Genomic DNA, 15,243 nt, shown 5'->3' with positions numbered 1-15,243 from the left:
TGCGCGCACTGTCGGGCCAGCCGACAGTGTCACCCGGTGGATTTATTTTAATTACGATCACAGAAAAATTTACTACCACGAAAAACACGAAAGCACACGAAAAAGAAGCAGGATTGGGTGGTCCCGAATGCAATTCGGGATTGCCGCAGGCAACAGGAAGTGGCAGGGGAAGTGTGCAAATTCTATCTGACGCACTTACTCAGAATTGCAGGGCGGAATGCACGAGTCCGCCTGTCTGGTGGGAGCGATTATAATTCACGCTTTCGAGGAGATTGGTGAAACCGTTTTGTTTACCTCTATCAAACCACGTCGATACAGTGGGGTGACACGAGGATCGACGTCTAGAATCGATCGGCCACATTAGTCGGCGGGGACACATCTGTTGTTGGCCCAGTGGCGTAATTCTGCGATGCGTTCTTTCATCAGGATGGCCAGCGGTTTGGTTTTCTGAATTTCGGAGGCGATGTGACGATCTTCCAGTTCAGCGTTTTCAGAAAAGGCGGCGAATAGTCCGGACATCACAGCCTGTTCCAGTTCGGAGCCGGTGAAGGCGTCTGCTGTTGCCGCCAGAGAGCGGACGTCAAACTGGTCGGGATCGCGTTTGCGGCGCTGGAGATGAATTTTCAAAATCTGTTCGCGGGCGGCAGCGCTGGGAAGGTCGACAAAAAAGACTTCATCGAAGCGTCCTTTGCGCATGAGTTCCGGCGGGAGTGCCGAGATGTCATTGGCGGTAGCGATGATGAAAATCGGATGGCGATGATCCTGCATCCAGGCGAGCAGTGTGCCAAACATGCGTTTGGATAATCCGCCGTCAGAGGATGAAGCGGAAGCCGAGGCGAACGCTTTTTCAATTTCATCGATCCACAAAATCACCGGCGCCATCGACTCAGCCTGTGAGAGCGCCTGCCGCAACTGGCTTTCACTTTCGCCGATAAATTTCTGATAGAGCATACCCGGATCGAGTCTGAGCAGTGGCATATTCCAGTCGGACGCGACCATCTTCGCACAGAGACTTTTCCCTGAGCCGGGAACTCCCAGCATCAAAACGCCTCGCGGTGGTTCGAGGCCAAACTCCTGGGCTTTTCTGGAGAAGCCGCCCCGCCTGAGCTTCAGCCAGTCTTTTAATTTATTCAGGCCGCCGACTTCATCCGGTTTGACGTCGACGGCGATCGATTCGAGACAGCCGGTTGAACCAAGCAGGGTTCGTTTGGCTTCGATGATCAGTGGGAGATCGCTGGCGTCGAGATCATTGTCCTGCAGAATGGCGGAACTGATGACGCGTTCGACTTCGTGGCAACTCAGTCCCCGTAGAGTCAGCACCAGTTGCTCCATATCTCGGCGGGTCAGACGAGCGGTGATTTTCGTGTCACTGTTTTTTTTGATTTTGTTGAAGGTCTGTTTGATGACGTCGGCGAGTTCATCGGTCGTGGGCCAGCCCAGTTCGTAGCGGACGGTGAAACGTTTGATTTCGTCAGGCAGCGGGAAGGCGTCGATCAGGATGAACGTCGATTTTTTTGTACGGCAGGTTTCCATCAGGTCGCGCATCATACGATTGACCACACTGTCCCGGCAGTACGCGCCGAGGTCTTTGAAGACAAAAATGTCTTCGTCGGTATTCTGATGGATAAAACTGAGTGCCTGCTCAGGCTTGCCGCCCGGGACGGTGGCTGATTTTAAACGGCCGCCTTCCACCCGGCATAGTCCGCCGGTGGTCGACCATTCATAGAGCGGTTTCTTTAACTTCAGTGCGATACCCTGAATGACTTTTAATGCGCGCGGTTCGTCCATCGTTTCGATGGCGATGAACGGATTTCCCGAGCGAATCAGTAATTCCAGAGAATTGGTCATAAAAGTGTATTCCTCAGCAGGCAGTTCTGTTGCAGGCAGTAACGCAGGATTCGCGGAACCAGATTAAAAAATCAGCTCATTTTTTGAGTAGTTTTTGAAACTGCTTCCAGGTTTTGGTGTTCGCGACATCTTTTTTGGTTAAGCCGGCCCGACGTGCCTGATAGACGCCGTACTGCATCACGTCCAGGCCTTTCACGCTATGGGCGTCGGTATTTATCACAATGGGAATTCCCAGTTCTTTGGCTTTGGCGGCGTGAATGTCATCAATGTCCAGCCGCATCGGATGCGCGTTGATTTCCAGCATGGTGCCATGATCGGCGGCGGCTTTCAGGATCTCGCCGTAATTCAGATCCGCGCCCGGACGTTTCCCAATGAGGCGACCTGATAAATGACCGAGTATCGAAACGTTTGGATTTTGAATGGCATTGAGCAGACGCCGATTGATCTGTTCCTGGGGCTGTTTGAGGCCGTAATGCAGAACGGCGATGACCCAGTCGGCTTCACTGAGGACGTCAGCGGACAAATCCATGCTGCCATCTTCCAGAATATCGCACTCGATACCTTTGAGAATTTGAATGTCGGGAACTTTATCCTGAATTTTGTCGATGGCTTTCCAGTGTGCCCGCAGCCGTTTGGCGTCGAGACCGTTAGCCATGGTGACGCGTTTGGAGTGATCGGTGATCGCGATGTACTGATAGCCTTTGGCCAGCGCGCCTTCCGCCATTTCCTGAATCGACGCGGTGCCGTCGGTGGCGGTGGTGTGCATGTGCAGATCGCCGCGAATGTGTTTGAGTTCGATCAATTCCGGCAATTCATTTTTGTCGGCGGCCGCGAATTCCATGCGGTTTTCGCGAATTTCGGGGGGAATCCAGGGCAAGCCGAGCTTTTTATAAACTTCTTCTTCGGTCTTGCCGGAGACGAGTTTGTCTTTTTTGAACAGGCCGTATTCGTTGAGTTTAAGGCCTTTGTCCTGTGAACGGCGGCGGAGCACGATGTTGTGTTCTTTGGAGCCTGTGAAGTAGAGCAGGGCGGCGCCGTACGATTCTTCGGGCACAACACGCAGGTCAAGTTCCAGCCCGGAATTCAAACGAACGCGCTGCTTGGTTTCGCCGCGTGCGAGGACTGCTTTGACGAGTTCATGGTTTTCTAAAGCGTCCATGACTTCGTTGGGTTGGCTGGATGTCACAAGAATATCCAGGTCGCCGACGGTTTCTTTGCGTCGGCGACAACTGCCTGCTTCCGAGATTTGTTGCACCGAGTCTAACTCACCGAGATCGTGGATGATTTCATCGGACTGGGATTTGGCTTCGGCAAGTCGCACCCGATTACCGGCTTGACTCAAATGTTCGAGACCTTCGAGGATGATCTGCTCGGTTTTTTTGCCGAATCCTTTTTGCTCGGCGATGACTCCGTTCTCGGCGGCCGCTTTGAGATCGTCGAGTGAATGAATTGAGAGTTCCTTGAAGAGAAAGGCGACTTTTTTGGGTCCGATGCCGGGGATGTCGAGCATGCGGACGACGTCGGCCGGGATTTCTTCTTTCAATTCTTCGAGTTGCGGCAGATTGGCTGTCACGACGATCGTTTCAATTTTTTCGGCGAGGTCTTTACCGATTCCCGGTAGTTCCTGTAACTCTTTGGGAGTGTTTTTCGCGATGTCCGCGATCGATTCAGAGAGTCCCGAGATAGTGCGAGCCGCGTTGCGATAGGCGCGGAGACGAAACGGGTTGGCTCCCTGAATTTCGAGTAAATCTGCCAGCTCTTCGAACTGGCGGGCGATTTCTGCGTTTTGCATTGTCCGGATTTTCAATCTTGATAGTTCAAACGAAAGGTGGTGAGACTCCTTTACAATAACGCAATCGGCGCATAAAAAAAGTGCAAGGCGAGGATGCACTTGCACTTTGTGGGTTCTTGAGGCGCCCGCTGTTATTTGCTGGCGACTTTGGCCGTATCCGTGATGGCGAACCAACCTGAATTCGCGGGGACATTCTGCTTGGCGATGCGCGGTGCAGTAAAGTGTGCGCGAATGGTAAGTCGTTCTGCTCGGGGAGCCGACTTCCAGGTGATTTTCTGATCCAGGTTCAAAGGCTTTACTCGCAGAGGTGGCAGATTGATTCCCTGTTCTGCTTTGGGAGCTTCTTTCCCGGGCGTTGTCATGGGTGCCGTTTTCTTCTGAGGGATCGCCGTTTTGGGGAGCTTTCCATCAGGAGTCGGTTTGAAGGCTTTGTTTTCACCGGTTCCGAAGAAGTCATCGTCCGATTTCTTCTCGGTACCAAACTCAGGCTTTTCTGTTCCAAAGTCTGGCGATGCCGGTTTGGCTTCCGGCATCGGGGATTCTGTTTCGTTACCTTTGATGGGGGTCTTAAACAGACTTTCTGCATCATTCTTGGGAGCTGTGTCCATGGGAGTCCGATCGTAGCGACGTGCGCCAAAACCGGAATCTTCGACACTCTCTTCTTTATTCTCTGGGCTCATCGGCTTTTCAGAGTACGTTTTGGGTGGTGTGTTTTCGACGTCGCGGGGTGTCGGTACTTTTCCGCCGGCGTTGGGATCAGGCGTTGGAGTGCTGGCTGATGCGGGATTTGCGACCGGGTTGTAATTCACGCCACACTGTCCTGTGCTGCAACCACCGACTCCACAAGCACCCGTTGAACAACCGCCGATACCACAGCCACCCATTCCGCAGGGGCCACAGTTACCGGATGGGCCATAGGCAACTCCTGCAAATTGAGTAGAGTTTCCTCCGCCAAAGCTATTGTAGCTGACGCCGACGACTTGTGGGTTATTGATCAGGTACCAGCGATAGGCAGCGCGTGAAGCACGTCGAGACTGTGCGGGCCTCGCAGCACCACCATAGTAGGACGTATAACCGGGAGTGCCACAGCAGCTTCCGGAATTCATCATGCCATATCCGCCATAATTGGCTGAATAAGACCGAGGTGCATAACCGGCGTACATCGGACCATTTCGGCTGGGGCCAAAAATGGCGTTGTACGTCCAGGGAATAATCCCTGCGTTGGATTCGGCGAGTGACACCATGCCGATCGCCAGAAAACAACCGACGCTCAGGCAAACTTTTTTCAGATTCATGTTTTTGATCAGACTCATCCTTTTCGACCTTTTTTAAAATCGAGCTACACAATTGCACGACCAGGGGCAGTAAGCCATGCCGAAAGAAGACGTAGTCCATCACGCCAGATTCTCTATTTTTCCAAATGTTTCCGATTCATTTGGAAGCATCGAGCAACTAATCCATTAGTCACTCTTTTGTACCCTTAGGATCGCACCGATGTCAATGATTGGTCGTATTGGTTGGGTCGGATAAGCTAAGTTTTTGCGGGACTATTTATAAGTATTCTCGATTCTTACTAATTTACCTAAGTTATAAAGTTGCCTGATCACACCTGATTTTCAGGGGATTCGAGGCACAGACCGGATATGAGAGCACTTTTTCGATCAACGAATGACGATAAGTTGATGTGTGGTCATCACTTAATTTCTTCTGGGCTGATCCGAATCTGCTCGGAAGTTCTCTCTTTGTGCTCGGAATTCTGCTGATCTACACACCGGTGGAAATGCGGGTGAGTTCCTCTACCCTGAAACTCAGAAAAATGCTAAGTTTCGCGGTCTGAAGTCGAGCCCGTTGTCCCTGAATTTCAACTCCCCACTTCAATTGTTTGTTCCTGTTTTGTGTTTTCTTTCATGGTGATCACAGCATTTCATGAGAGACCGTCATGAAAATTTGTTCTCAGAGTCTCGCTTTGGATCTCTGGATCTGAAACGGGGCCTGTGCGCGCTGCTGTCAGGGTTGGTTTTGTCCAGATGGTGTCTGGCGCTGGCAATGTTGTTCGGACTCTGTTCCGGGTGCACTAGCTGGAAGCAGAAAATGGCAGTCCGAGATTCGGAATCTCAAGAACTGGTTGAGCAGGTCCGTGTGGCAACGGAGAGCGGGCGTCAGGAACAGGCTGCGGAGTTGCTCAAACAGGCCGTCGCATCGAACCCGAATAACGCGGCGGTTCGACACCAACTGTCGGAATTTTTAGTTGCCAATGGTTATTCGGAAGAAGCGATTCAGCAGTTGGAAAAAACGACGGTGCTGGCTCCCGATGATCCGAGACCGTACATCGATTTGTCGTATCTGTTATACGAGAAAAAGCAATATACCGATGCCTTGAAAAATCTGGAGCTGGGTTTGAATCTGGATCCGACAAATATTCGTGCCTTATTGCTCAAGGGAGAGTTGGAAGAATTGGCAGGATTGAATCCCTCAGCCGTTGAAACCTACCATCGTGTCTTGCAGGTAGAGCCTTATAATATTGTTTCCCGACTGAAACTGGCGGCACTGCAGATCAAACAGGGGGAATCGAACCGGGCAACGCCGATCTTACGTCCAATCTGTCACAATACCGCAGCGACCATCGATCAGCGGGCGGAAGCTCAATGGTTGCTGGGTGTCGCCTATGGTTCCCAGCAGCGGTGGACTGATTCGGTTGCTTCACTGGAACAGGCGATGAAAAACCGGGCCGATGTGACGGCAGATGACTGGTATCGACTGGCATATGCCTGTCTGCAGGCGAATGAGATGGAAAAGGTGTATCCGGCGGTGACTCAGGCGTTGACGCTCAACCCGTTGCATACAGAAACGAATCGGCTGTCGAGTTATCTGACTCAACAGACCAATCTGGTGAATATTCAGCAGGCTTCCATGTACACTCCTCTGCAACGTCCGGGAATCATTGGACAGGAGGCACCTCCGATCCCCATCGATGCACTACAGCCTCCTCGTGGTTGGGAACGACGAGGCAGGCTCAGCATTTCTTCTGCGAGCGTGAAGCCAGAATAGCTTGATGGCGGAACTCAAGGCTGATTTATGAGTGATTTACTGCATAAATTGACCAAACGAGGTTGATATTGATCCTGTAAACGGGATTCAGGATGTTTGCTGTTTCAGTTCGAATATCGCGGATGTCCCCTGAATCTCTCCCCTGAGTGGTAAAAGCAGACCAAGAGGTCCTTGGGGAGCAAATGATCTGTAATTTCAGGTCTCAATTGAGGTTATTACAATGAAAACGGGGCGATAATCAAATTTTGATACTTGAAAAAAGATTCTTAGTGACTAAATGTTATAGGGGCCTTTTTTTGTTATAGTATCGGGCACGGATTGAATTGCGTAAAAATTAGAAGAATCTTTTGTGAACTTAGAGTTTCACCTGAGGCATAGCGACGAAAGAGCGATGAGATGTTTGAATTTGTTTCCGATGCACTGAATCTTAAACAAATGGGGGCTGAGGCACCGACTGGTAATCCGCTTTCGTCTACTGAATCCGGTCTTTCCCCGCTGGCTGGCAGCTTGCCGGATATCGCGAATGAAACTGTACCCCAAATTGGCGGCACGCTGGACCGTGTCGGCATGTCGGGCGTGGAGCTGGTGCTGCGGTTGCGTGATGCCTCGGGAGAAATTTTTCGCACTCCGGCTCGTGCGGATGCCGCCGTCAGTCTGGATGATGAACAGGTCAAGGGAATTCACATGTCCCGTCTGTTTCTCAGTTTGAATAACCGTCTGGCTGATGCGGAGCTGTCGTTGCCTCTGGTGAATGAAATTCTCAAAGAGTTTATCCAGACACACCAGGAGATGAGTGCGAATAGTTTTTTGACGCTGTCCTACGAGCATTCTCTGAAACGGCCCGCTTTGCTGTCGGATCATGCCGGCTGGCGGGCGTATCCGATTCGGATTCATAGTGCTTTGAAACAGGGGAAATTCCAGCATCAGATGTCGGTGCGTCTGACGTATTCCAGTGCCTGTCCCTGTTCGGCCGCTTTATCGCGACAGCTGATTCAACAGGCGTTTGAGAAAGCCTTTGGTGATCGGAGTGAACTTTCGCACGACGAAATATTCCAATGGCTGGGAACACAGGAAGCGATTCTGGCAGTGCCGCACAGTCAACGGAGCCATGCCGATGTGACGGTGGAATTAGACAGCAAACTGGATGATTTTCCGATCGAATCTCTGATCGATTATCTGGAACGCGTGATCGCGACTCCCGTACAGACGGCCGTCAAACGTGAAGACGAGCAGGAGTTTGCCCGCTTGAACGGCGCGAACCTGATGTTCTGTGAAGACGCAGCCCGCAAGCTGAAAGCGGCTTTGACCCAACTGGAGGGAGTCAAAGATTTCCGCGTCGAAATCAATCACCTGGAAAGCCTGCACCCGCACGATGCAGCGGCAGTCGCGACCCGTTCGCAGTCTTGAATGGACTTGCCATAATCTGACTCGAGGAGATCCGTGCCTCCGATTTCTACTGGAGGACAAACGGGATTCTTGTGTTGAACAGGAAGGGACAGTCAATTCCGAGGCGGTTAGTCATATTCATCCGAATTCTGTTTAAACCGTTCCATGACTCTCTGTCTGTCTTCGCTTGCCTGTTTGCGGAGTTGATCCTGGAGTGCAGAGTCTGCTTTCATTTCTGCATATAAGGACTCAATGCTTTCATTAGCAAAATGAGGGTCTGTCAAGTGTCGATAGTTTTTATGTAACTGCTTTCCACTCGACATGAGAAACGGGGGGATGACAGCCAGGTAAATCAGTGAGAAAAGCAGGGCAACCAGCACACACGATTTTGCGATCAAACGTCCTGCATTTCGCAGTTCAATCCTGAGTCGCGTTTGCAGCAACTCGGTTAATCCTCCAGTTAACAACTTTGACTGTCGTTTCAGATACCAGGTGAGCAGGATCGTCACCGAGATCAAAACAGTGAAGAGCTCTCCCGCCTCCCAATACCAGACCAGCCAGGCTCTGGTTAGCGGAGAATTATCCAGATCAAAATGATTCTCTGGAATACCGACTGTTGCCTGGACACCCAGAATGTCTCTCCACGTAACGGGAAAGAAATAGTCTCTGAATTGATAAAGATTTTGGCTATCACTGGCCAGGTTTAAACCAAAGGGAACCGTGAAGATGGCCAGGATGAGAATCAAGGCAGAGATGAGCACGGTCAATACCCGAGAGTTCTGGTTCTCACCGCGGAAGAACTTTTGAGCATTTCGCAGAGAAGGCACTCCTAACACCAGAATAACGATAGCCAAAATAAATATGGCTGGTGGGGATTTCAGCCAATAGTCACTGAGACGGTTCATTATGGGGTTTTCAGAAACGATCAGAACCAATACCGTTGTGATGAAGCCGACGCTGAGGAGTTGAGACCAGGGAACTGAAAATGCAACGCGAATGAAATAGAGTGCGCCAAAAACACACACAAGAAACCCAGCCCAGATGCACCCCAGAAGCGGCCAGTATTGGAAATGAAAGGGGACGATTTCCGCGGCAAAGAAGCCCCACAATCCCAGGCTGAATAGTGTTCCCAGGCACCAGCAGACAGCAGGTTGCCAGAATCCTGTGGAAGTCAATTTTGAATCCGAATTCCGGCTGCAGATCCAGCTTAATAACATTGCCACTATGGCGCAGAAAAGTGTAATCAGCACAATATTTAGAGACGTTGCTGTGAGAAGCGCTGTCTGGAAAAAACTCAATGAATCGTTAGCACTGATTTTCTGGGGCTTCGTTATTCGCTCTTGTGCTTCAAGCGTTATCTGCTCTTCAAGCAGGGCCTGATCGTACTGTTCAGAGATCGTTTTGAACTCTGCCTCATTCATTATTCCAGCATCAATATTCTGCAGCTTTAAGAGATCTGCCAATCCATTCAGGCGAAACATCGATTTCAATTCAGTGATATAATGATAAGCATCTTCTGTTGAAATCTGGTCCGAAATACGAAGCAGGCTGCGTGCCCGTGTTGCCGCGCTGCTCAATTGTTTGTTGCGAATATCAGATACATATTCCGACCTTAGAAATCCTAAAAGATTGGCCAGAATGAACTGTTCTCTGATGTTACTGTTTCTGCTTTCAGCCATTCCATTCTGTTGATTGAGGGGGAATGATGTGTGTGACAGAAAAGCAAACGTTGCTGCTTCTCCGGTAAATCCCATTTTCAGAAATGGTTTCTGGAGGCCTGCGCGGAGTCGTTGCTGTCCCTGTTGAAATTTCAAGTGATCCAGAATTTCGAATCCCCGTTTCGGGTCATTCTGACTTGAAACGGACCATAAATAGACTGCTGCCAGGTAGTCGTAGAGTGCATTCTCCGGATCGTGTCGGCCGCATTCATCCAGGACTGCCAACCAGTTCTTACTACGTGGGATTAACTGGAATGATTCCCCTTCCCTGTCGTACATCTGAAACAGGAGCAGTGCCCGGTTGCGCCAGAGGTGTTTATTCTTGGGGTCCAGTCGTGTTGCCCGTTCGCTCTGTTCGAGGCAGGCTTTGCCGGCGCGTAATTCAAAATCATCCTCCATTGCTTCGACTGTTTCGCGATCCCATTCAATCCAGATTAATCTGAGGTCCGTTAATTTGTCATCATTTAATCCGGTGTTGTAATGTCTTAGCAGGTAGAGTCTGCGAGGCGAATCCAACATCCAGGCCGCCCCCAGGGCCACCTGGGGATCATGTTTTACTGCCTCTATTTTGTTTGCCTGTTGAACCCAGAAGGCCGCCTGTTCCGCGGGTGGCTGCTCGGAGAGCGAGGGTTCCCATTTGACAAGAGAGTCGATTTGATTAATCCATTGATCCCCAAACAGTCTCCAACTTTCGGCGGAGACTCTCAGCGTCCAGATCAGACGAGAACCGAGAAGCAAAAAGATCAGCAGAAATAGTGCAAGTGGCCAGCGGGGACGCAATTTCATGAACGTTCCAACCTAATCAGATTAGAACCGGTCTTGCCACCTTCCTGGTACAAAAGACTGGTGCCCGATTTTCCCAAAGGCTTTCCGCCCGATTTGATGACAGGTTTCTCTTTCTTCATCATCCCCTGAATGATTTCCTGATTTATTAATCAGGGATTCGCAGACGATCTCGATCTAAATATTCGAAGGCACTCCCGACTTTCACTTTGCCATCATTTCGAACATCAGAAATCATCCCTTTTTTCCACATATTGAAAGGATCAATAAACTCAATCCTCATTCCATTCGTCAGTTCTGTGCTGGAAGTAACAGGTGAATAACCATCGTCATTCACACCTTCTTTCGCTTTATTTAATCTTAATTCATTGGTCACTCGCGAGCGTGCGGCACCCGACTCAGACATGATCACTCTGACTGTGGACGCTAGTTGAGGATTCTTAGCAATTCGTTGTATCTCTTCTGCCATGCGAGCTGCGCTTGCTTTCGACTTTTCGCCAAACTCCTTCTTTAATGCCATTCTCTCTGAGAGTGGGAGACTCTCGGCTTCTTGCAACTCGGAGATTTCGAATGAGGTTCTCGCCATGTCTTCATTGAGTTGAATGAGTTTTGGACCTGCCGCCTGCGCATCTGCTTCTGATTTAATAGAGGCAAGAATCGAAGCCTGCTCTTCCTGATCAGACAGTAAACGTTTTGTTAATGACTCAGAAGTACTGGAAAGGCCAATGGATTGGCCAAGACTTTTCCAGTCAACAACCATAATTGCGATGACAATAACGACCGTTCCAGCAACAGCTGCAATTAGCCCGACGGGAACGTTAGGTTTAGAAGCTTTTTTCTTTTGATTCTTACCAGAACTCTTCTTTCTCCTCCTGCGAGGAGACTCATACACTTCTTCCGATGATTCTTGCTGTGGTCTGCGACGACGACGTTTGCGAGGTGGTGTATTCACGATTGAGATCTCACTCAGACAGAGGATAACTGTATTTAGGTATATTTTAAGAGGCGAGAATAAACAGCTTATGGATTTCTATACTAGATTGTCAATTGTCATCTATATTAATGTACCATCAACACTTCGTTCTTTCTGCCAGTCCTTGTGATCATGAACTTGGAAATTCTCTCCGATTGCCAAGAATTCCATTTTCACAATGTGCCACTACGAACCGGAGGCGGCATGAACGTCCTTTGTTTTCTGCGAATTCATGCGATGCTGACTGCGGAACGCAAGGAAGAATCGCGGGTTCAATTTTGGCCCGATTGACGACTTTTTTGATGTTCGTTCTTGCGAAGAGTCTGGTAATCAAATAACTTAATTTTGTTAAAGAAATTACTTTCGGTTTCGGCCGAAGACGGTTTTATTGCAGCGCGTTCCGAGACCTCTGGCCTTGGTGAAGTGCTCTAGTTCAGGAAAGCTCACATGGTTTTGAAACGACTCCTTATGATTACCTGTGTCTGTCTGGTTGCTGCCTCTACTGTGGGAGCAGAAGCCGGGGACAAAGTTGTTACGCCCAAAGAGGGTGTGACGCATCTGTTTAATGGCAAGAACCTGGATGGTTTGTATGTCTGGAACCGGGGAACAGAATATGAAGATCCCAAAAAGATCTTTACTGTCAAAGATGGCATGCTGCACATTTCCGGCGATGGATATGGCGGACTGATCACGAAGAAAGATTATCGCGATTACCATATGGTGATTGAATTCAAATGGGGCGGCAAGACCTGGGGTAAGCGGGAAGACCGTGCCCGCGATTCGGGCGTGCTGATTCACTGCCATGGACCGGACGGCGGCTACGGCAATACCTGGATGGCCTCGATTGAAGCCCAGATCATTGAAGGGGGCGTGGGTGATATTCTGGTCTTAACGGGGAAAGATCCCAAGACCGGCGAACCGATTCCGACTTCGCTGACGACCACCATCACCAAAGACCGGGATGGAGAAAAGGTCTGGAAGAAGGATGGCGAAGAAATCACATTGAGCTCCGGCCGGATCAACTGGTGGGGCCGCGACCCTGACTGGGCCGACAAGGTTGGCTTCCGTGGCAAAGACGACGTTGAAAGTAAATTCGGCGAGTGGACTCGAATGGACGTCATCTGTGAGGGTGGCAAGATTAAATATCTGGTCAACGGCGTAGTCGTGAATGCCGGCTACGATGCGAAACCCGATCACGGTAAACTGCTGGTGCAGACTGAAATGGCGGAAATGTGGGTTCGCAAATGGGACCTCTATCCGCTGGGCAAAGCACCCAAGTATAAGAAGGACTAATTTCACATAGTGTGAATTCAGCCCTGTTGTGGTGATGACCACGACAGGGCTTTTTTTGTGTCTGCTATTTTTTTCTACCACGAAAAACACGAAAGAGCACGAAAACTTCTGAGTAGGTGGTTTCGAATGCAATTCGAGATTGCCGCTGGCAACAGGAGGTTGCAGAGAATGCGGGTGAATTCATAACAACGGGATAATCAAGTTGTTGTAGGGTGCGGACCCATGTGTCCGCCTGCCTGTCGGGTTTCGAAATGGATTCATTCTTGCGAAGGAACCGGAAAAGTGTTTCGAATGCCATCACACAATTTAGGTCGATACCGCGGGTCGCCACACAGGGCGACCCCTTCATTGGGTTACGCTTGTTTGTTGGCGAGCCAATGCTGGCGACCGGTGTGTTGTATTCACCTCGCGTTGTTCATCTTGGGGGCATCGCGAAACATCGGGTAGAATGCTGCTACGTCTTGTACCAGTTGCTTAAGAGTCGGTCGGTACAGAGGCGGTGTTGTTTCTGTTTTGTATTCATGTGGAGTTGCTGTGGCATATTTGTTTTTCTTTCTGCTGTTTTATTGGGTGAGGTTTTCTTTACAGGAATGTGTTCCGATGAAGAGAATTTTTGTGAAGGGCGGGAATGGGTCAAGTCGTCTCTTGCGGAACCTGGTCCAAAGTTGGTTCAGGATTGGTTCAGGTTTGGTTCAGAGTGGTTTTGCTTTGGTTCAAACAGGGTTCTTTTTGTCGCAAAAAATTGAGGAGCAGACCAGTGATCATCAAGAACCGGGTTCAAAAAATCGCGTTAAAACCAGCGGTTTTTGCGACGTGCTGGAATGGTCAGGGGAGGATCTCTTCAGCGATTTGGAGTGCTCTCTCGCGCACGCGACGCTATCTCCGCATCATCGCGGAAGGCTCAGTTGCGTCAAGAGGTCTCCCGCTTTGGAGAGAAAGTGTCTGAAACGAGGGGAAAAGTCGTTTTTTTGATCGTCATGAAACAATCAAGGGAAACTCTATTCAGCTACGGATTCTTCATGTCATTGGAAGCGGGAGCACGGATCTGATGACAGAGAAAAGCCGATTACTTTTTCAGCGCGATCTGGGAATCTTCGGGGTTGGCGAGTTCGGGGATTTCTTCCTGCATGACGGTAAACATTTCTGCGACTTCGGGTTTAAAGACGTCGCCGATCAGAATGTCGACCAGATTTGTTTTGAACTGCGGGTACTGACGCAGGAAGGAGCCGAAACTGAAGCCGGGGGTGTAGAAGGCGTAGACCAGTTTGCGGAAGTTTTCCACGCCGCTCTTGTAGCCGGGATACCATTGGCTGAGTTGCTCGACCGAGAAGTCTTGTGCTTCAAAGGCATCGTTGATGGCGTCGGCAATGAGCTCTCCCGATTTCATGGCCAGGAACACGCCACTGGAATAGACGGGGTCGATGAAGCCGAGGGCGTCGCCGGCCAGCATCCAGCCTGGGCCGACCGGTTGGGTGGTGTGATAGGAGAAATCTTTGGTTGTCATGAATTCGGTGACGGGTTGTGCTTCGGTGAGCCGGCGTTTAATGCCGATACAACGTTCGACTTCCTGGTAGAAGATTTCTTCGCTGTTACCGCGATCTTTAGCGAACATGTAGGCCATGTCTCCGGTACAGCCGATGCTGACGACATTGTCGGGGAGCGGGATATACCAGAACCAGGACTGTTTGCCTTCGGTTTGCAGAATGATGGTGGCACCTTCGTCGATGCCTGCATCACGGTGTGCGTTTTTGAAATGGGCCCAGACGGTTCCTTTTTTCAAAACCGGATCGGCCTGTTTCAGTTTGAATCGATTGGCGATGAAGCCGGTCTGCCCGCTGGAGTCGACAACAAGTTTGGCTTTGATGTCCAGGGTTTCCTGCGAGCTCAGTTTGAGTTTGACGCCTGTGACCAGATCTCCTTCACAGAGCAGGTCGAGGACCTGGGCGCCGGTGTGAATTGTGGCACCGTTCGATCGGGCGTTGTTGACCAGCATCTGATCGAACTCGGCACGGAGCACCTGCCAGGTTTGCGAGCTTTCATGCTCTTTGTATTCTTTGAAGTAGAAGGGCATCGTTTCGACGCCTTCGTCAGTGACGAACTGCACGCTGAATTTTTTCGGGAACGCGGTCTGTTTGAGTTGATCGATGAGTCCCAGACGTTTGAGGGGCCAATAGGTTTCGGGGATCAGCGATTCTCCAACGTGAAAGCGGGGGAATCGGGCGCGATCGACGACGAGTGTTTTTCGTCCCTGCTCGGCGAGGAGTGCTCCCACAGTGGAACCGGCGGGGCCGGCTCCGATGACAATGACATCATATTCTGAGTCGAGGTCAGGCTGGTCTGGCGGGTTGGAAACGTTCATGGGAAACCTTCAATCGTACGAGTCAAAGTCAGGTTTGGGGCAG

The 15,243-nt window shown here is 50.3% G+C and carries 9 protein-coding genes; 3 read left to right on the top strand and 6 right to left on the bottom strand.

Annotation, left to right across the window (positions count from 1 at the left end; translation table 11 throughout):
- Positions 1 to 360: 360 nt before the first annotated feature.
- The 3 genes from Pan241w_RS21255 to Pan241w_RS21245 form a co-directional block, all read right to left on the bottom strand.
- Positions 361 to 1,848 (bottom strand): AAA family ATPase, encoded by a 1,488-nt coding sequence (locus Pan241w_RS21255; protein WP_145219709.1) that lies wholly within the window; start codon positions 1,846 to 1,848, stop codon positions 361 to 363.
- Positions 1,849 to 1,924: 76 nt separating this feature from the next.
- The gene (gene polX, locus Pan241w_RS21250; RefSeq protein ID WP_145219707.1) at positions 1,925 to 3,640 is read right to left on the bottom strand and encodes a DNA polymerase/3'-5' exonuclease PolX; all 1,716 of its coding nucleotides are present in this window, start codon (positions 3,638 to 3,640) and stop codon (positions 1,925 to 1,927) included.
- Between the two features lie 131 nt (positions 3,641 to 3,771).
- Entirely contained in the window at positions 3,772 to 4,953 is a 1,182-nt protein-coding gene (locus tag Pan241w_RS21245) for a hypothetical protein (RefSeq protein WP_145219705.1), read from the bottom strand.
- A gap of 778 nt (positions 4,954 to 5,731) precedes the next feature.
- Here Pan241w_RS21245 and Pan241w_RS21240 point away from each other — a divergent pair.
- Together Pan241w_RS21240 and folE2 are read left to right on the top strand one after the other, a co-directional pair.
- The gene (locus tag Pan241w_RS21240) at positions 5,732 to 6,688 is read left to right on the top strand and encodes a tetratricopeptide repeat protein (protein ID WP_198000062.1); all 957 of its coding nucleotides are present in this window, start codon (positions 5,732 to 5,734) and stop codon (positions 6,686 to 6,688) included.
- A 396-nt stretch (positions 6,689 to 7,084) separates the two neighbouring features.
- Complete coding sequence (gene folE2, locus Pan241w_RS21235; protein WP_145219701.1) at positions 7,085 to 8,095, top strand: GTP cyclohydrolase FolE2; 1,011 nt, start codon at positions 7,085 to 7,087, stop codon at positions 8,093 to 8,095.
- A 107-nt stretch (positions 8,096 to 8,202) separates the two neighbouring features.
- Here the strand turns inward: folE2 and Pan241w_RS21230 are convergent, their stop codons facing one another.
- Both Pan241w_RS21230 and Pan241w_RS21225 read right to left on the bottom strand, forming a co-directional pair.
- A complete protein-coding gene (locus Pan241w_RS21230) occupies positions 8,203 to 10,578 on the bottom strand; it encodes a hypothetical protein (protein WP_145219699.1) in 2,376 nt (791 codons plus the stop codon).
- 145 nt (positions 10,579 to 10,723) lie between these two features.
- A complete protein-coding gene (locus Pan241w_RS21225) occupies positions 10,724 to 11,527 on the bottom strand; it encodes a hypothetical protein (RefSeq protein ID WP_145219697.1) in 804 nt (267 codons plus the stop codon).
- A 468-nt stretch (positions 11,528 to 11,995) separates the two neighbouring features.
- Here Pan241w_RS21225 and Pan241w_RS21220 point away from each other — a divergent pair, with 468 nt between their 5' ends.
- On the top strand, positions 11,996 to 12,841 hold the full coding sequence (locus Pan241w_RS21220) for a 3-keto-disaccharide hydrolase (RefSeq protein ID WP_145219695.1): 846 nt from the start codon (positions 11,996 to 11,998) through the stop codon (positions 12,839 to 12,841).
- Positions 12,842 to 13,907: 1,066 nt separating this feature from the next.
- Here the strand turns inward: Pan241w_RS21220 and Pan241w_RS21215 are convergent.
- Positions 13,908 to 15,200, bottom strand: coding sequence for an NAD(P)/FAD-dependent oxidoreductase (locus Pan241w_RS21215; RefSeq protein WP_145219693.1), 1,293 nt, complete (start codon positions 15,198 to 15,200; stop codon positions 13,908 to 13,910).
- Positions 15,201 to 15,243 lie beyond the last annotated feature (43 nt).

It is taken from the genome of Gimesia alba, from assembly GCF_007744675.1.
In the GTDB taxonomy this organism is placed as follows: domain Bacteria; phylum Planctomycetota; class Planctomycetia; order Planctomycetales; family Planctomycetaceae; genus Gimesia; species Gimesia alba.
The sequence above is the reverse complement of the archived record's forward strand: the minus strand, read 5'-3'. Positions and strand labels throughout refer to the sequence as shown.